Genomic DNA, 16,765 nt, shown 5'->3' with positions numbered 1-16,765 from the left:
CGATGAACCTGGCGCGCTGCTCGATGCTGGGACTGGGGCTGCTCTCCGCGCTGGCCGCCGTGCCGGTGCGGGCACTGGATTTCCGTTCCGTGGCGGAACCGGCGGTGCTGCAGGACGGGCCCGCCGCCAAGGGCAAGCCGCGCTATGTGATCGCCCGCGCCACTCCGGTGGAACTGGTGTTCGACGCCGAAGGCTGGAGCAAGGTGCGCGACAGCAGCGGCGACATGACCTGGATCGAAACCAGGTTCCTCTCGCCCAGGCGCACCGTGATGATCCGCGCCGAGCGGGCGCAGGTCCGGAGCCAGCCCGACGACAAGGCCGCCCTGGTGTTCGAGGCCGAGAAGGACGTGGTTCTCGACCTGCAGGAGGCCGCGTCCGCCGGCTGGGCCAAGGTCCGCCATCGCGGCGGCCAGTCGGGATATGTCCGGGCGCTCCAGGTCTGGGGATTGTGAACGCGGAAAAGCTCTGTCGGGACAGCGTTGGCCAATCACCATCCGTTCGGGCTGCGTCTGTCGAAGTCTGTCCTGAGTCCCGTCGAAGGGCACAGTACTGTAGGAGCGGGCCATGCCCGCGACAACTGTGCGACACCATGTACCGGTCGCGGGCATGGCCCGCTCCTACCAAGTCTCGTCATTCCGAAGTACAGAAGTATTACGGATTTTCACGTTAATCGATCATGAACATCGTCGTACTGGGCGCGGGCGCCTGGGGCACGGCCCTGGCGATCTCGTTGGCGGAGCGGCACCGGGTCACCCTCTGGTCGCGCGACGCCGCCCAGGTGGCGGCGATGGCCGCCGCCCGCGAAAACCGGCGCTATCTGCCCGGCTGCCCGTTGCCCGCCGATTTGCTGCTGAGCGCCGAGTTCGACGTGGCGCGTGCCGCCGACATGGCGCTGATCGTCACGCCGCTGGCCGGGCTGCGGGAAACCGTGGCGCGCCTGGCTCGCTGCGACCGTCCGCCGCCCGTGCTCTGGGCCTGCAAGGGCCTGGAGGCCGGCAGCGGCCTGCTGCCGCATCAGGTGGTGGCGGCCGAGGGGCCGGGGCTCCAGAGCGGCGTGCTGACCGGCCCCAGTTTCGCCGATGAAGTGGCGCGTGGCCTGCCCACCGCGCTCACCCTCGCCGCGGCCGACGAGTCCTTCGCGCGTGACATGGCCCACGTCCTCAACGGCCATCGGCTGCGGCTCTACGCCAACGGCGACCTGATCGGCGCGGAAGTGGGGGGCGCGGTCAAGAACGTGTTGGCCATCGCCTGCGGCATCAGCGACGGCCTCGGCCTCGGTCTCAACGCCCGCGCCGCCCTGATGACCCGGGGCCTGGTGGAGATCACCCGTTTCGGCGTCGTCCTGGGCGCGCGCCGCGAAACCTTCATGGGCCTGGCCGGGATGGGGGACCTGATCCTCACCTGTACCGGCGACCTCTCCCGCAATCGCCGGGTCGGCCTGGCGCTGGCCCGGGGGCAGGCGCTGGAGGCCATCACCCGGGAGCTGGGACATGTCGCCGAAGGCGTCTCGACGACCCGTGAAGTGATCCGCCGCGCCCGCGAACTGGGCGTGGACATGCCCATCACCGAGGCCGTCTACACCGTGCTGGATGGCCGATTGTCACCCGCCGCCGCGGTCGATGTCCTGATGGCGCGGGAACCCAGGGCCGAATAGCGTGGCCGGCCGCGCCGGCGCTTGCGCGGGGCGGCGTGTTCGGCGTTTTCTCAGCCGCCGCCGGTGAAGCCTTGCTGCCGCCAGGCTTCGAACACCAGGATGGCCACCGTGTTGGACAGGTTGATGCTGCGGTTGCCAGGCACCATCGGCAGGCGCAGGCGTCGTTCGGGCGGGATTTCGTCGAGCACGGCCTGGGGCAGGCCGCTGGTCTCCGGGCCGAAGAGGAAGGCATCGCCCGGCTGATAGCTCACCTGGTCGTAGCGTACCGTGCCGCGGGTGCTGAGCGCGAAGACGCGGCGCCGCGCGAGAGAGGCGCGGCATGCGGGCCAATTTTCATGCACCACCACTTCCGCCAGTTCCGCGTAGTCCATGCCGGCCCGCCGCACCGCAGCCTCCGAGATGCTGAAACCCAGCGGCTCGACCAGGTTCAGGCGGCTGCCGCTATTGGCGGCCAGACGCAGGATGTTGCCGGTATTGGGGGGGATTTCCGGCTGATATAGGACAATGTCGAACATTTTTCGAGAGTAGGCTGACACACGCTCCGGGACGGACCGGGGCGAATCTTAAACTGGAGTGGTGAAATGGCACGGCCGGAAAAAGTGCGTCTTGGCGACTTGCTGATTCAACAAGGGCTGCTGACCCAGGAGCAGCTGCAACTGTCGCTGGAGGAGCAAAAACGCTCCGGCCGCAAGCTGGGCCGCATTTTCGTCGATAGTGGCTACGTCACCGAAGCCAGCATCGCCAACGCCCTGGCCCGCCAGCTCAACGCGGAATTCATCGACCTGCGCAATTTCCAGATTCGGTCCGACTTGATCAAACTGCTGCCCGAGGCCCAGGCCCGGCGCTATCGCGCCCTGGTGCTCGACGAGCGTAACGGCGTATTGCGGGTGGGCCTGTCGGACCCCACCGATCTGGCCGTGTTCGACGAAATCACCCGTATCGTCCATCGTGAAATCGAACTGGCGGTGATCATCGAAAGCCAGTTGATGCCGCTCCTGGACCGGGTGTACAAACGTACCGAGGAAATCTCCGGCCTGGCCAAGGAACTGACCCAGGAGATGGGCGACGTGCCGCTGGGGTTCGGCGCGATGCTCGGCATCACGCCCGGCGCCGAGGACGCGCCGGTGGTCAAGCTGCTGCAGACGGTGTTCGAGGAGGCCCTGCGTTTCCGCGCTTCCGACATCCATATCGAGCCGCAGGAAAAGGCGGTGGTGATCCGCTTCCGCATCGACGGGGTGCTGCACGTGCAGACCGAGGCCGACAGCAAGATTTCCACCGCGCTGGTGCTGCGCCTGAAGCTGATGTCGGGCCTGGACATTTCGGAAAAGCGCCTGCCCCAGGACGGCCGCTTCAACATCAGCATCCGCGGCTTGAGCGTGGATGTGCGTATCTCAACCATGCCCACCCAGCACGGCGAGTCGGTGGTGATGCGTCTGCTGGTGCAGAACACCGGTCTCATGGAACTCGATCGGCTGTGCATGCCGCCGCGCGTGCTGGAGCGCTTCCGCCACGTGATCGGCCGCCCCTCGGGCATCGTCCTGGTCACCGGCCCCACGGGCTCGGGCAAGACGACGACCCTGTACGCGGCATTGAACGAACTCAATACGCCGGAAAAAAAGATCATCACCGTCGAGGATCCGGTGGAATACCGCCTGCCGGGCCTCAACCAGGTGCAGGTCCATGAAAAGATCGACCTCAGCTTTTCCCGCGTGTTGCGCTCCGCCCTGCGCCAGGACCCGGACATCATCCTGGTCGGCGAAATGCGCGACCAGGAAACCGCCGAGATCGGCATGCGCGCGGCGATGACCGGCCATCTCGTGCTCTCCACGCTGCACACCAACGACGCTCTGACCACGCCCATCCGCCTGCTCGACATGGGCGTGCCGCGCTACATGGTGGCGCTCTCGATCCAGATGGTGCTGGCGCAGCGGCTGGTGCGGGTGATCTGCGACAACTGCGCCGTCGACTACCGCCCCGAGCCGCACGAGCGCGAATGGCTGCGCTACGAACTGGGTGACCGGGTGGACAACTTCAAGTACCGCATCGGCACCGGCTGCGCGCATTGCGCCAGCACCGGCTTCCAGGGGCGGCAGGCGGTCTACGAGTTCATCGAAATGACCAACGCGCTGGTGGAGGCCGCCAACTACGGCGATCCCAGCGGATTCATGGCCGCGGGGCGCGAGCAGATGGGCGGCAACACCCTGCGCCGCGATGCCGTGCGTCTGGTGGTCAATGGCCGTACCACCGTCGACGAGGCGATGCGCATTTCGAACCAGCTGGAGGATTGACATGCCCGCGTTCGCCTACCGGGGACGCAATGCCGTCGGTGAAATGGTGCAGGGCGTGCTGAATGGCGCCACGGCGGCGGCGGTCGCCGACGTCTTGTTCAGCAGCGGGATCACGCCGCTGGAAATCAAGGATGCTCCCGCCAGCGCGCAGCAGAAGCAGGCATCGGTTGCCGCCAGCCTGTTCGGCGCCAAGATACGGCACGTTGACGTGCTGCTATTCACGCGCCAGATTTACACCCTGCTCAAGGCCGGGGTGCCGATCATGCGCGCGCTGACCGGTCTACAGGAATCGAGCCAGAACAAGGCCATGCAGGGCACGATCGGGCAGGTGCGGGAAAGCCTGGACAGTGGACGGGAACTCTCCGTTTCCCTGGCGCGGCATCCGCAGGTGTTCTCGTCTTTCTACCTGTCCATGGTCAGAGTGGGAGAAATGGCCGGACGCCTGGAGGAAATCTTCCTGCGCCTGTTCCACCACATGGAGTTCGAGCGCTTCATGCGCGAGCAGGTGAAGTCGGCCTTGCGCTATCCGTCGTTCGTGATCATGGCCATGGTCGTCGCCATGTTCGTGGTGAATATCTTCGTGATCCCCGCCTTCGCCAAGGTCTTCAAGGGGTTCGGCGCCGATCTGCCCCTGATGACGCGGATCCTGATCGGGCTTTCCGATTTCATGGTGGCCTGGTGGCATGTGCAGATCGCGGCCATCGCCCTGGCCGGCGCCGGCTTCAAGGCCTGGATCGGCACGCCTCGGGGGCGCTATCTGTGGGATCGGTTCAAGATGCGGATTCCCATCGCCGGCAAGATCGTGCGCAAGGCCACGCTCGCGCGCTTCGCCCGCAGCTTCGCCTTGGCCGCCCGCTCCGGGGTGCCCATCATCCAGGCGTTGACCACGGTGGCCATGACCGTGGACAACGATTTCATCGCCCGCAAGATCGAAAAGATGCGCGACAGCGTGGAGCGCGGCGAATCCGTGCTGCGGGCGGCCATGGCCTCCCAGGTGTTCACCCCCGTGGTGCTCCAGATGATCGCCGTGGGCGAGGAATCCGGCGCTCTCGACGAAATGATGGAAGAAGTGGCCAACATGTACCAGAGCGAAGTGGAATACGAGCTCAAGACCCTTTCCCAGCAGATCGAACCCATCCTGATCGTGCTGCTGGGGACCATGGTGCTGGTGTTGGCGCTGGGCATCTTCCTGCCCTTGTGGGACCTGGGGCGGGTCGCCATGAAAAAATGAGCCCGATGGCCGGCCGTCAGCGGGGCATCGGCAAATTCGAGTTTTCCGTGCTGGTGGCCATGCTGGGCATTCTCGCCCTGGCCTTGATCGTCCGCTTGCAAGGGGTGGAGGAAGAGGCCGAGCGGCTGGAGGTGGCGCTCACGGTTCGCAATATCGGGGTCGGTTTGCAGTGGGCGATCGGCGAACGCCTCATGCATGGAGAGGAGCATCGGCTGGCCGAATTGTTGGAGGCCAACCCCGTGGCGCTGTTGGGGCATGCGCCCCGGCGCTATGGCGAGGCGCCCGGAGGGGCGGGGTCCTGGTGGTTCGATCCGGAGACCCGGACTCTGGGCTACCGGCCGCGGCAGCCCCATGCCTTTGGCGGAAAAACGGTCTTGTACTGGCGCATTGGCGCACGCGGGATGCTGGGCGGGCGCGTCGTCGGCCTGAGATTGATGCCCGTGGAGGCCAATTGATGACAAAAATCCCTGTAAATGCTGGCATCGAGCTCAAGTTTCAATGGTAAGTTCCGTAATAGGAGCGGATATGATAGAAATTCCCCATCGCCCAGCCCTGGGTTTTACTTTGATCGAGCTTGTGATCGTCATCACCATCATCGGCATCCTCGCGGCCGTGGCGTTGCCGCGTTTGATCGACGCCCAGCGCGACGCTCGCATCGCCAAGGCGAATGCGATCTACGGCTCCATTCGCTCCGCCGCCGCCCTGGCCCGTTCCCGTTGCGAACTGGATATCGCGGCCGTGGCACCGAGCCTGACGGCGACCAACTGCGCTTCCAGTCCGCCCTTCGTCAATATGGACGGCAACATGGTCCGCATCGTCAATCGCTATCCGGCGGCCACGGCGGACGGCATCGAGTCGGCGGCGCAGATCAATCTGGCAGCGGATGGACTGACGGCTTCCAGTACGGGCACCGGTACGGCGACAAGGACTTTCGACGTGGCGGGCGGAACGGTGCCTGACTGCCGGATCAGCTACCAGGAGGCAACCCTGAGTGGGGCGGTGGTCGTGGCACCAGTGATGAGCGTTGCGACGAGTGGCTGCTAGTTCGATTATGATTAACCGTGGATTTTAAAGGAGTTGAAAAATGCGTAATCTCAGGAAACAGGAAGGCTTTACTTTGATCGAGTTGATCGTGGTGATCGTGATCCTTGGCATCTTGGCGGCGACAGCGCTGCCCAAATTTGTCGATTTGTCGTCTGACGCTCGCAAAGCGAAGCTTGATGCCTTGGAAGGAGCGGCGAAAGCGGCTGCTGTGATGGTTTACGGCAAAGCTGCTGCAGGAGGAGTGGATTTGACATCGACTAGTGGGGCTGCTGTGACGGTAAATGGATCTTCAGTCAGTCTGGCATATGGCTACCCGAAATCTACCGAATATGTGACGAAGCTTTTTCAGGATACGGCGGGAGCTGCGGCCTCTGGAAATGGGCTCAAAATTCAAACCGGTTGCTCAATCACCTTTAAAGACTCAACCGGTACCGGGGTAGCGCCTTCGTTTACCAAAGTGACCACTGGTTGCTGATCGCAGCTTAAAAATCGTCAGATATTCATATGCCGCCTTCCGGGAATCCGGAAGGCGGTTTGTTTTTGGGGGTCGCCAACATCGCTGACGGCAAGATTTTGGAGATGAGATTGGTGAGAAACTGCATCAAATCGAAATTTGCTAAAGCAATTGCCCGTGGGGTCTTTTCCGTGCAAGGAGGGGGGATTTTTGTACTTTTATTGTTAGTTGTAGGGATTTATCTGCCAGGGCTTACTGGTGGTTATGAGTTTGATGATTTTTCGTCGATTGTTTGGAACTCCGCTCTTGGCAAGGTAAGCGTACCAACGGTCGAAAAATGGCTCGCGATCGTACGTTCCGGCAACGCCAGTGAGTTGGGGCGCCCCTTGGCTATGTTGAGTTTCGGGCTCAATGTTTATTTTCAGGGGGCAAACCCTTACGGGTTCAAGCTTACGAATATTCTCATCCATGCGCTGAATTCGTTGCTGGTCTTTGGCACCGCAAGAGCTTTACTGACACTCGCGCCAGAATCCAAAGAAAACAAGGCCAGCCCAACCTTGTTGGCGTTTTGCATTGCGGGTTTATGGGCAATGCATCCGATACATGTCACGAGTGTTCTTTATGTCGTGCAGCGAATGACGAGTTTGGCTGCGACATTTGTTTTTGCCGCACTCTGGGCATATTTAGCACTTCGACGGGCAATGGTCCTGAAGGAAACAAAAAAAAGCTACCTGCTATCGATTGTGGTTGTACTACTAACCGTGGCCGGCACGTTGGTGAAGGAAATTGCGTTTTTGGTCCCGTTGTATCTCATTCTTGTAGAACTGATGCTGCATCCGGGACTGGGTGGTTCAGAGCGTGGGCAGCGGTTGGCATTGCGGGCACTGCAAGGAATAGGCCTGACCGCAGTTGTCTTCGTATTGTTTAAATGGTCATGGTTTGAAGGCGGCTACCAAATTCGTGGCTTTACGCTCTATGAGCGGGTACTGACTGAGTTCAGAGTGGTTTGGTATTACCTGTGGATGCTGTTTACCGCGGACATCCATGCGATGGGGTTGCATCACGATGACTTCGCAATTTCCCATAGGCTCCTGAATCCATCGACGACCCTTTTGTCCTTGGTGGGGGTCTTGGGATTGGTAGTGGGGGCTTGGTGGGGCAGGAAGAGAAGTCCATTAATAGCCGGTGGGATTCTTTTCTTTTGTGCCGCGCACTCTCTGGAATCATCGATCCTGGCACTGGATATTGCCTACGATCATCGCAACTATGTTCCAAGCCTTGGGTTGGCGCTGGCACTTGTGGTCGCACTGAGTAAGACCCCGCTTCGTTCCTCACCGATCATTGCCGGTACCGTTGCTATTGCAATAGGGACCGGTCTTTCTTTGTTGACATACGAAAGAGCCAGGGACTGGGGCGACCCGATGCGTTTGGCACAGGTAGAGGCGGGCAATCATCCCGACTCCATGCGGGCCAACCAGAATCTCGCCAGGATGTACTGGAGAATCATTGACCATCCCGATCTTGGTGCGGCTGCCTATACAAAGGCTGCCTATTACTTGGGAAAAGCGGCAAATGCTGATCCATGCAACTCCTTGCCGACAATCAGCCAGATTCTTATGGCCGGCCAAGCAAGGAAGCCAATGCCTTTGGCAGTGCTGGACAAGATAGCCTGGCAATTTGCCTCCTGCCCGGTTCGGCAAGATGCGTTGAGCACTTATTCTGCGTATGTGGGGTGTGTTGCGTTGGGGCAATGCGAGGGCGATGCAAGGAGAATGACGGTGCTATTCGATGCGCTGGCCAGTAATCCTCGGGTTATCGTGAGCCATAAGGCAGATATCGCGATGGCGATGGCCGATTTCATGCTGGTGAAACGCGATTTCAGTCAAGTGGAAAGCTATTTGCAGGCAGCTTCCCAGTGGGCGAAAGCGCAGCGCGAAGCGCAGTGTTTGATGTTGGTAGACTTCTGGGTTGGAATGGGCGCTCTTGATCAGGCAATGGAAGCAATAGGATATCTGCGGGGAAGGACCAAGGTTTGCCAGGTAAACGAGCAAGCCTTGAACATACGTTCTCACTGGGTGGAAGCTAAACTCCCCGCATCTTCGGACGGGATGCGCTGAACTTGCGCATCCCGCCATGAATGGCAAGACAAGCAGATAGTTATGGATCGGGTCAATGCATGCCTGGCAAGAAAACAGGATTTACGCTGATCGAAGCAGTGCTGACGATTGTTGTCCTCGGCATACTGACCTCTTTTGTCATGACCCGCTTCGATTTCTCGGGTTTTGACCAGCGGACTGTTCGAGACAAAGTCGTGGCTTCATTGCAGTTTGCCCGGAAATCCGCCGTGGCTCAGCGTCGATATGTGTGCGTTACCCTGAGTCCGGCAACTTCATGCACGAATGCCAATTTCCTGGAGTTTGGAATAGATACCCGTGCGCCAGAGACGGCCGGAGCCTCATTTTGTGACAGCTCATCCGCGCTTGACTTGCCTTCGCCAGATATTCGGGATTGTGGGGGGGGGGGAGGCAGTAATCGAATTTGCTGCCGGACGAGTGCGTCGATCACAAGTGCAAGTTCTGGGTTGTGTTTCGATCCTCAAGGCAGGGGGCTGAATGCGACTTGTGGAGCCCCGACTTCCACTGTCATTACGGTGACGGGACAGCCTGCCATCACTATCGAAGGGGAGTCCGGATATGTCCACTCCCCCTGAAGCCGGGCAGCGCGGATTGACGCTCATCGAGATGATTGTTTTCATCGTGATTGTCAGTGTTGGACTGGTCGGGATCATGTCCGTGCTGAATATCGCAGTTTTCCAAAGTGCCGATCCCATGATCCGTAAGCAGATGCTTTCTATTGCGGAGTCTTTATTGGAGGAAGTGGAGGCGATGCCCTTTACTTATTGCGACCCCGATGACCCGCTGGCTGCGACGGCTGCTTCTGGGGGGTGTACCGCCGGTTATTCCGAAGCGTCGGGACCTGAAACCATTGCCAGTGATACAGAGGCTCGGCCTACCGTCGCAGCTCCAAGCCCGCCGAAAACCTTCGACAATGTAAATGACTACCATGATCTGACGCTTAGTCCTGTCTCGTCTGCAGATGGGCAGACCACATTCCCGGGATATTCGGCGACAGTCATGGTTGCCAACGACGGGAATTTTGGTGCGACGGGGAGTTTGCTGCCGAGCGATGCGGTGCTGCGTGTTACTGTCACTGTGTGCCATAGTTCGACACAGCCCTGCCCCTTGGGGGCCGACAGCTTGACCCTTCATGGCTACCGAACACGCCATTCACCGAATGCCTTGCCATGAAGGCACAGCGCAAAAAACAAACCGGCTTCACGCTCATCGAGGCGATCGTGGTGATAGTGATTACCGGCATTGTCGCGTCGATGTTGGTGGTGTTTGTCAAAGGAGCGCTGGATAACTATTTCGATGCCGTACGTAGAGCAGAACTGACCGACGCGGCGGACATCAGTTTGCGGCGGTTCGCGCGGGAGATTCGTCTCGCGCTGCCCAACAGCCTGAGGGTGGATTGTGCGGCAGACTCGACCCGCTGTTTTATCGAATTCATCCCGACGATGGATGGGGGACGTTATCGAGATGCCGGGGACGGGTCTACGGGTGGCAACATTTTGGATTTTACTGACAGCACGGAAACCTCTTTTGATGCATTGGGCCCAGTCATTGCCGGGGCCGGAGATTTCATCGTGGTCTATAACCTGGGGCCGGGGTTTGCGCCGGCGGATGCTTACACCGGAGGTAATCGGGCGACTATTGCGCCGGGATATGCAGGTGGTAATCCGATACAACTGACCACAAACCCTTTCGCGGCCCAGTCTCCTCCGCTGTCATCTCCCAATAGTCGATTCCATGTGGTGCCGTCCACCGGTCCAGTTACTTATGTTTGTCAGCAACTAACACCTGGTCAGGTATTGCGCTTTTCCAACTATCGAACGACAACCCCATGGACGAGTCAGCCTATTTCTGTTGCCACTGGCGCAGTGCTACTAGGTGGAGTATCGACGGTGGTCGAGAACCAAGCGACTTGTACGGTGACTTATACGCCGGCAGTATTGCAGCGAAACGGCATCCTCTTCATTCAACTCAACATCTTCGATGGAACGAGTAGTGGAGAGCGTATTCAAGTATTCCAGCAGATCCATGTGGACAATTCTCCATGAGCTTGAGTAAACCCGTCCATCAAGCTGGGTTTACCTTGGTTTCCGCCATTTTCATTCTTGTGGTGCTGGCGGGCCTGGGGGCCGCGATTTTGATGGTTTCCTCCAATCAACAATTGGGCTCGGCCCTTGATGTTCAGGGTACTCGGGCCTATCAAGCGGCTCGGGCGGGAATCGAGTGGGGGGTCTATCAGGTCAATAGCGTTGCAGCCTATGATTTCGGGCATGCGTGCCCCGCGTCAGATACCTTCAGCATGTGTTCGAACCGACGCTCTTGTGAGAATGCCGCGGGTACATTCAAGCCATCGGCGCCATCGCTGGCGAGTTATACCGTTACCGTGACATGTACTACACCTACTCCATCAGGAGGGCTGAATGGTGGGCCGCAGGTCTTTGTGGTGGAATCGATTGCCAGTGTGGGAAACGTAGGAACCACAAGCTTTATCGAGCGGCGCCTTAGAGTGGTGTTTTGAGCCGTATTAATTACTATGGTTTCATAGGCAGATGACTTCAGATCGCCTACGGGATTGCGTTATGAATTCAGTTTTTTCAGCACATATTTCATTGAAATCTGATTCTGGTCGAGGGATTGGGTGGGTGGCATTGTGGGCCGCGCTGTTTTGTTTGGGCTTTGCAATTTCAAATGTTTGGGCGGCCATGCCGTCCTACGTGGGGGCGGGTACGGCGAGGAGCGGCACGGGGACGGCGACGCCCACCTGGCCGACCCATCAGGCCGGTGATGTCGCCCTGTTGTTCGTGGAGACCACCAGCGGCCAGGCGGCGACCCTGAGCAGCAATGCCGCCGGCTTCGTCGAGGTGGCGAATTCGCCCCAGATGACGACCGGGGGAGGCACGACGGGTACTCGCATCACCGTGTTCTGGGCCCGCGCCACCTCGTCTTCCATGGCGAGTCCCACGGTGGCCGATGCCGGCAACCACGTCAATGCGCAGATCCTGGTCTATCGTGGCGTCGTCAGCACCGGGAATCCCTGGGATGTGACGGGCGGGGGCAATAAATCCACGGCCAGCACGTCGGTGACGCTGGCCAGCGTGACGACCACGGTTCCCGATACCCGGATCGTGCAGGTGTGTGCGAAGGATCTGGATTCCTCCTCCGCCGGTTTCAGTGCCGAGACCAATGCCAACCTGAGCGGCATCGTCGAACGCACGGACATCGGGACAAGCAGCGGCAACGGCGGCGGCTTCGCCGCCTGGGATGGCGGCAAGGCCACGGCCGGGGCGATCGGCAACACCACCGCGACAGTGACCAATTCGGTCAATGCCTGTCTCACCATCGCCCTCAAGCCCAACGGCCCAGCGGTCTGCACCAGCACCAAGAGCGGCAACTGGAACGACAGCACGGTCTGGGATCACACGGGCGACGCCTGCAACGGGCCGAGCGGCATTCCCGTGGCCGGGGATACGGTGATCGTGGCCAGCGGCCATACCGTGACCCAGAATGTGGCGACGACCCCGGCAATCGGCAGCCTGACCGTATCCGGGACGTTGCAGGCAACGGCGGCGAACATCCTCACCCTGGGGGGCAATCTGGTCAACAACGGTTCGCTGGCCTTCGGCACCAGCGGCAGCATCACCTTGTCCGCCGCGTCCCAATGGAGCGGCACGGGTGCCACCTGGACCCTGAACAATCTGAGCCTCGGCAATCAGGCGCTGACCTTCAGCGGCAGCCCCGCCATCAGCATCAACGGCACGGTGACGGTGGGCTCCGGCACGATCAATGCCGGCGGCGGCAACACCACGGCGACGCTCGATTTTTCCCGCAGCGGCGCCCAGGCCGTGCCCACCACCGGCGCCACCTACCCGAACCTGACCTTGTCCGGCAGCGGCGCGAAGACGCTCTCGGGCGGCGGCACCCTGGACGTGCGCGGCGGCTTCACCCTGAACAGCGGCCCCACCTTCAACGGCGGGGCCTACAACGTCAGCCTCTATGGGGATTTCACCAACAACGGCGGGGCGAGCTTCAACAACGGCGCGACCGATACCGGAACCTGGAGCTTCGTCGGGTCTTCCATCCAGAATATCAACAGCACCGGCATCAACACGGTCTTTCCGAAACTGACACTGAACAACGGCAACGGCATCGCCCTGAATGCCAGCACGACCGTGAAGACTCTGCTGACGCTGACCAACGGTTATATCTCGACAGGCGGCAACATCCTGACGCTGTCGGCCTACTGCAATACGCCCAGCTGGGCGAGAACCAGCGGTTTCGTCAGCGGCAATCTGCGCCTCACCTTCAATACCGGCACGACGACATGCACCTATCCCATCGGCAGCGGCACGACCTATGCGCCGGTCGGGATCACCATGGTGGCTTCTTCGGCGGGCGGCACGCTGACCGCCAGAACCACGGGCAGCGAACATCCGCAGATAGCGACTTCGAGCATCGACGAGACCAATGATGCCAACCGCTATTGGACGCTTTATACCGCCGGCGACAGCACCGGGAATTTCAGCAGCTACGGGGCTACCTTCAATGCGGACAACGGGGATATCGACGCCGGCACGACGACGTCGAATTTCGTCATCGGCAAATACACCAACAGCGCCTGGAACCTGCCGACGCCGGTGAGCGGCGGGGCCTGGGCCAATGGCTGGGCGACCGGCGTCTCCAATATCTCGGTGTCCGGCGCGGGCTTCGGCGATTTCATTATTGGCCAGATTTTCAGCACGTGCTTTACCGATAACTTCAATCTGGCGAATGGAAGCCCCGGCTCGAACTGGAGTGTGGGGCGGCAAGGCGGTAGCTTCACACCTCAGATTTATGACAGCACGCCAGGGAATACCGCCACGGGAAGGTTGCGTCTGACCGATACAAGTGGGGGCGTTTCGGCCTGGGCAACGCTCGGAAGATATTTTCCCGGAGCGGGCAACAAAATCACCGTCGATTTCGATCATTATGCATACGGAGGTACCGGTGCCGATGGTATCGCAGTGATCCTGTCCGATGCTTCGATTGCTCCCGCTGCCGGAGCGTTCGGGGGATCCATGGGATATGCGCAGAAATCGAATCCCGGCTCCGATTGCACAACGCCGCCGGGTGGATGCCCGGGATTTACAGGCGGCTGGCTGGGGGTTGCGCTTGATGAATATGGCAACTTCTCCACGAATACCGAAGGGCGCGTCGGTGGCTATACCTCTCGGGTGGTCGAATCCGTTGCGGTTCGTGGTTCGGGTTCCGGAATGTCGGGCTACCGTTTCCTGACGGGTACTTCCTCCTTGTCCCCCAACGTGGATGGGAATGGTAGCGCCAATCCGCCCCATCACTACCGTATCACGGTAGACCATTCAGACAGCATCCATGCGTGGCTTGCCGTGGAACGGGCCACCAGTAAAGATGTCGGCGGCAACTATGTCTATACGACCTTGCTGGGCTGCCCTACGGGGGTGACGAGCGGATGTACGGCTTTCGATGTCAAGGATCCCGGAAACAGCCAGAACGCGGTACCCAGCAACTGGTTGTTGTCGTTTACCGGTTCGACGGGAGTATCGACCAATACCCATGAGGTCGACTCTTTGCGGGTCTGTACGGTGAGGGGTATTCAAACTCCCAGTCTGCACCACATTGAGATCGACCATACGGGCTCGGCCTGCACCGGTTCGTCGAGCCCCGCGGCGATTACCGTGAAGGCCTGCGCCAACGCAGCCTGCGATGCGCTATATCCCGGCGTGGTGACGGTAACCCTGGCCACCGCGGGCAATGGCATCTGGTCTACGAATCCCGTAACGATCAGCGGCGGCAAGGCGACCTTGACGCTGAGGGACAATACGGCGCAATCGGTGACTTTGGGGACCAGCAGCGTGAGTCCGACGGCGGCGAGTTCCGCGACCTGTTACAACGGGAGTTCCTATAGCTGCACGCTGACTTTTGCCGCCTGTGTTTTTGATGCCGTGGAACGCGGTGCCTCAGCCTTTACGCCTATTTATACAAAACTGGCAGGGACGGTCTTTCCCAACAATGGTCTGGATGTGGTTTCCTTGAGTGGAAGTAGCCAGACCGTGCGGGCGGTTGAAATTGTGGATGCGAGTTCTGGAAGCAGTTGTTCTGCGTATACCGCGCCTTCGGGGGGAGCGACGACCACGTCAGGCGGGCCGTGGACGATCGCAGCCAATGGCAGTGCCACTTTCGCCTTCAACTATGCAAATGCGTTGCGCAACGCCCGCATACGGATCCGGTATGGATCGAGCGCACCCTACCAGTATGCGTGCTCATCCGATAATTTCGCGATCCGTCCGCAGAGTTTCACGCTGGTGAGTTCGGCGAGCAATTCCGGCAATCCGCCCCTCGGTTCCGGCGACACCAATACACCGATTTTCAGGGCTGGCAGTGATACGTTTACCTTGAGTGCGACTGCGTTGTCCGGCTACGACGGAACACCGAAACTGAATCTGAACAACGCCTCGTGCGGAAGCTCTCTCAGTTCTGCCTGCATCACCTCGACGCTCGGCAGCATCGGAAATTTGGGAACGACCGTCTTTCCTCAAGCAACACTGGCAACGGGTGCGGCGACTGCCACGGGGTTCACCTATTCCGAAGTCGGTAATTTCAGCCTTGCGCAATATGCGGTCTACGACGATGGTTTTACGGCCGTCGATTCAGGAAAGGCGAACCCGGAATGTACTTCCGATTTCAGTAATACGGCCAGCAGCAGTACGGACTACAAGTATGGATGCATGTTCGGGTCGAATGCGGGGGGGGCTTATGGGCGCTTCATCCCGGATCACTTTACCGTTGTCGGCGCAGTGAGCAATGCGTGCGAGACCGGGGCCGTGCCCTTCAGCTACATGGGGCAGGCGTTCATCTTGTCGAAGTCGGGAAACCCCAGCCTTCCCCAAGTGGTCGAGGCGCGAAATGCCGCCGATAACGTGACGGCCAATTATTCCGGTGCCACCTGGGGACGCGGCGCGGTGGCCTTTGGGCTGGAGAATGCCGACGCGGGGACTAACCTGACTACGGCGACACCACTCGTCTTCTATAGCGATGGCGCCTATCGTTCCCTGGGCGGAAGTTGGGTGAACGGCGTCTATACGCTGGCGGATTCCCCGGCAGGGAATGAAACGCGGGTCGCCGTCAAGCGCCCGACAGGGAACCCCGGCGCGAGCTGGGGGGAATTCAATGCCCTTGATATCGGTGTATCGGTCACCGATGCCGATGTGAGCTCCAAAACGAGCGGCGCCATCATTGTTTCGGCAGACATGAATCCCGCGACAACAGGCGCGTGCGGTAGTACGGGCTGTCCTTATAAGATACTTCCTTATAGGACATCCTCCGGCGAAATCGGATCGATGAGCTTGCGCTACGGGCGTTTGCGACTGCTCAATGCCTATGGATCGGAGCTTCTGGATATCCGGGTTCCCGTACGGGCCGAGTATTACGACTCCGGTAGCTGGAAGATCAATACGGACGACTCGTGTACCGCGTTAACAAACCTCGGGAAGACCAATGGCTCCAATACCATCGGCTTGGCTGTCGGGGCGACTTTGCCGGGGTTCGGCGCTTCAAGCCTTAAAACGCAATCCCTCACGCTCGCAAGTGGATCTGGGATTTTGACGATGAGCACACCGGGCTCGCGTGGGAGCGTCGATATTGCCTTGAATCTTGCGGGTTCCGGTACCAGCGGAAAGGATGCGAGTTGTATTTCCTGGGGGACCCAGCCGGCATCAATCACGGTGAATTCGCCGACGAGCGGGGTGGCGGCAGAAGGTATGCCTTGGTTGCAGTATGCGTGGTGCTCTGGAAAGCTGGATCCCAATGCACGGGTCAATTTCGGGTCGGCTAAGGTTCCATTCATTTATCTACGCGAACGTTATTGAATCTTGAGCAACGTTATGCATAAATGGGGGGCGATTCCCCCATCAGTTATGTGGATTGATGAGGTGTCTGCCCCGACATAAT

14 protein-coding genes are annotated in these 16,765 nt (G+C 60.0%); 13 read left to right on the top strand and 1 reads right to left on the bottom strand.

Annotation, left to right across the window (positions count from 1 at the left end):
• Positions 1 to 2: 2 nt before the first annotated feature.
• Together B9N43_RS10885 and B9N43_RS10880 are read left to right on the top strand one after the other, a co-directional pair.
• Entirely contained in the window at positions 3 to 452 is a 450-nt protein-coding gene (locus B9N43_RS10885) for an SH3 domain-containing protein (RefSeq protein ID WP_145842225.1), read from the top strand.
• 224 nt (positions 453 to 676) lie between these two features.
• Positions 677 to 1,654, top strand: coding sequence for an NAD(P)H-dependent glycerol-3-phosphate dehydrogenase (locus tag B9N43_RS10880; RefSeq protein ID WP_145842224.1), 978 nt, complete (start codon positions 677 to 679; stop codon positions 1,652 to 1,654).
• A 50-nt stretch (positions 1,655 to 1,704) separates the two neighbouring features.
• On the opposite strand, the gene B9N43_RS10875 is transcribed toward B9N43_RS10880, so the two are convergent.
• The gene (locus tag B9N43_RS10875; protein ID WP_145842223.1) at positions 1,705 to 2,169 is read right to left on the bottom strand and encodes a tRNA (cytidine(34)-2'-O)-methyltransferase; all 465 of its coding nucleotides are present in this window, start codon (positions 2,167 to 2,169) and stop codon (positions 1,705 to 1,707) included.
• Positions 2,170 to 2,235: 66 nt separating this feature from the next.
• On the opposite strand from B9N43_RS10875, the gene B9N43_RS10870 reads away from it, so the two are divergent.
• The 11 genes from B9N43_RS10870 (at position 2,236) to B9N43_RS10820 (ending at position 16,683) form a co-directional block, all read left to right on the top strand.
• Positions 2,236 to 3,942 (top strand): GspE/PulE family protein, encoded by a 1,707-nt coding sequence (locus tag B9N43_RS10870; protein WP_145842222.1) that lies wholly within the window; start codon positions 2,236 to 2,238, stop codon positions 3,940 to 3,942.
• Position 3,943: 1 nt separating this feature from the next.
• A complete protein-coding gene (locus tag B9N43_RS10865) occupies positions 3,944 to 5,173 on the top strand; it encodes a type II secretion system F family protein (protein WP_145842221.1) in 1,230 nt (409 codons plus the stop codon).
• The gene (locus B9N43_RS10860; RefSeq protein ID WP_145842220.1) at positions 5,170 to 5,628 is read left to right on the top strand and encodes a hypothetical protein; all 459 of its coding nucleotides are present in this window, start codon (positions 5,170 to 5,172) and stop codon (positions 5,626 to 5,628) included. The genes B9N43_RS10865 and B9N43_RS10860 overlap by 4 nt, the downstream gene beginning before the upstream one ends.
• A gap of 70 nt (positions 5,629 to 5,698) precedes the next feature.
• Positions 5,699 to 6,217: a type IV pilin protein gene (locus B9N43_RS17705; RefSeq protein WP_186453788.1), complete on the top strand. Its 519-nt coding sequence runs from the start codon at positions 5,699 to 5,701 to the stop codon at positions 6,215 to 6,217.
• A gap of 40 nt (positions 6,218 to 6,257) precedes the next feature.
• Positions 6,258 to 6,692 (top strand): prepilin-type N-terminal cleavage/methylation domain-containing protein, encoded by a 435-nt coding sequence (locus B9N43_RS17700; protein ID WP_145842218.1) that lies wholly within the window; start codon positions 6,258 to 6,260, stop codon positions 6,690 to 6,692.
• A 29-nt stretch (positions 6,693 to 6,721) separates the two neighbouring features.
• The gene (locus B9N43_RS10845) at positions 6,722 to 8,788 is read left to right on the top strand and encodes a hypothetical protein (RefSeq protein WP_145842217.1); all 2,067 of its coding nucleotides are present in this window, start codon (positions 6,722 to 6,724) and stop codon (positions 8,786 to 8,788) included.
• A 20-nt stretch (positions 8,789 to 8,808) separates the two neighbouring features.
• Positions 8,809 to 9,381 carry a prepilin-type N-terminal cleavage/methylation domain-containing protein gene (locus B9N43_RS17785; protein WP_145842216.1) on the top strand — a complete coding sequence of 191 codons (573 nt, stop codon included), beginning with the start codon at positions 8,809 to 8,811 and terminating at the stop codon, positions 9,379 to 9,381.
• Positions 9,365 to 9,979, top strand: a complete 615-nt coding sequence (locus tag B9N43_RS10835) for a prepilin-type N-terminal cleavage/methylation domain-containing protein (protein ID WP_145842215.1) — start codon at positions 9,365 to 9,367, stop codon at positions 9,977 to 9,979. The genes B9N43_RS17785 and B9N43_RS10835 overlap by 17 nt, the downstream gene beginning before the upstream one ends.
• A complete protein-coding gene (locus tag B9N43_RS10830) occupies positions 9,976 to 10,851 on the top strand; it encodes a Tfp pilus assembly protein FimT/FimU (protein ID WP_145842214.1) in 876 nt (291 codons plus the stop codon). Before B9N43_RS10835 ends, B9N43_RS10830 begins: the two co-directional genes overlap by 4 nt.
• Entirely contained in the window at positions 10,848 to 11,321 is a 474-nt protein-coding gene (locus B9N43_RS10825) for a hypothetical protein (protein ID WP_145842213.1), read from the top strand. Before B9N43_RS10830 ends, B9N43_RS10825 begins: the two co-directional genes overlap by 4 nt.
• Positions 11,322 to 11,382: 61 nt before the next feature.
• A complete protein-coding gene (locus B9N43_RS10820; protein WP_145842212.1) occupies positions 11,383 to 16,683 on the top strand; it encodes a DUF6701 domain-containing protein in 5,301 nt (1,766 codons plus the stop codon).
• The last annotated feature ends 82 nt before the right edge of the window (positions 16,684 to 16,765 follow it).

The sequence above is a fragment of the Denitratisoma sp. DHT3 genome, assembly GCF_007833355.1.
In the GTDB taxonomy this organism is placed as follows: domain Bacteria; phylum Pseudomonadota; class Gammaproteobacteria; order Burkholderiales; family Rhodocyclaceae; genus Denitratisoma.
This window is presented reverse-complemented; position numbering and strand designations above follow the sequence as displayed.

Bases quoted from the DNA above. Each gene is read 5' to 3' on its own strand.
- B9N43_RS10885 (WP_145842225.1), top strand. From the start codon at position 3: ATGAACCTGGCGCGCTGCTCGATGCTGGGACTGGGGCTGCTCTCCGCG.
- B9N43_RS10880 (WP_145842224.1), top strand. From the start codon at position 677: ATGAACATCGTCGTACTGGGCGCGGGCGCCTGGGGCACGGCCCTGGCG.
- B9N43_RS10875 (WP_145842223.1), bottom strand. From the start codon at position 2,169: ATGTTCGACATTGTCCTATATCAGCCGGAAATCCCCCCCAATACCGGC.
- B9N43_RS10870 (WP_145842222.1), top strand. From the start codon at position 2,236: ATGGCACGGCCGGAAAAAGTGCGTCTTGGCGACTTGCTGATTCAACAA.
- B9N43_RS10865 (WP_145842221.1), top strand. From the start codon at position 3,944: ATGCCCGCGTTCGCCTACCGGGGACGCAATGCCGTCGGTGAAATGGTG.
- B9N43_RS10860 (WP_145842220.1), top strand. From the start codon at position 5,170: ATGAGCCCGATGGCCGGCCGTCAGCGGGGCATCGGCAAATTCGAGTTT.
- B9N43_RS17705 (WP_186453788.1), top strand. From the start codon at position 5,699: ATGATAGAAATTCCCCATCGCCCAGCCCTGGGTTTTACTTTGATCGAG.
- B9N43_RS17700 (WP_145842218.1), top strand. From the start codon at position 6,258: ATGCGTAATCTCAGGAAACAGGAAGGCTTTACTTTGATCGAGTTGATC.
- B9N43_RS10845 (WP_145842217.1), top strand. From the start codon at position 6,722: ATGCCGCCTTCCGGGAATCCGGAAGGCGGTTTGTTTTTGGGGGTCGCC.
- B9N43_RS17785 (WP_145842216.1), top strand. From the start codon at position 8,809: ATGGCAAGACAAGCAGATAGTTATGGATCGGGTCAATGCATGCCTGGC.
- B9N43_RS10835 (WP_145842215.1), top strand. From the start codon at position 9,365: ATGTCCACTCCCCCTGAAGCCGGGCAGCGCGGATTGACGCTCATCGAG.
- B9N43_RS10830 (WP_145842214.1), top strand. From the start codon at position 9,976: ATGAAGGCACAGCGCAAAAAACAAACCGGCTTCACGCTCATCGAGGCG.
- B9N43_RS10825 (WP_145842213.1), top strand. From the start codon at position 10,848: ATGAGCTTGAGTAAACCCGTCCATCAAGCTGGGTTTACCTTGGTTTCC.
- B9N43_RS10820 (WP_145842212.1), top strand. From the start codon at position 11,383: ATGAATTCAGTTTTTTCAGCACATATTTCATTGAAATCTGATTCTGGT.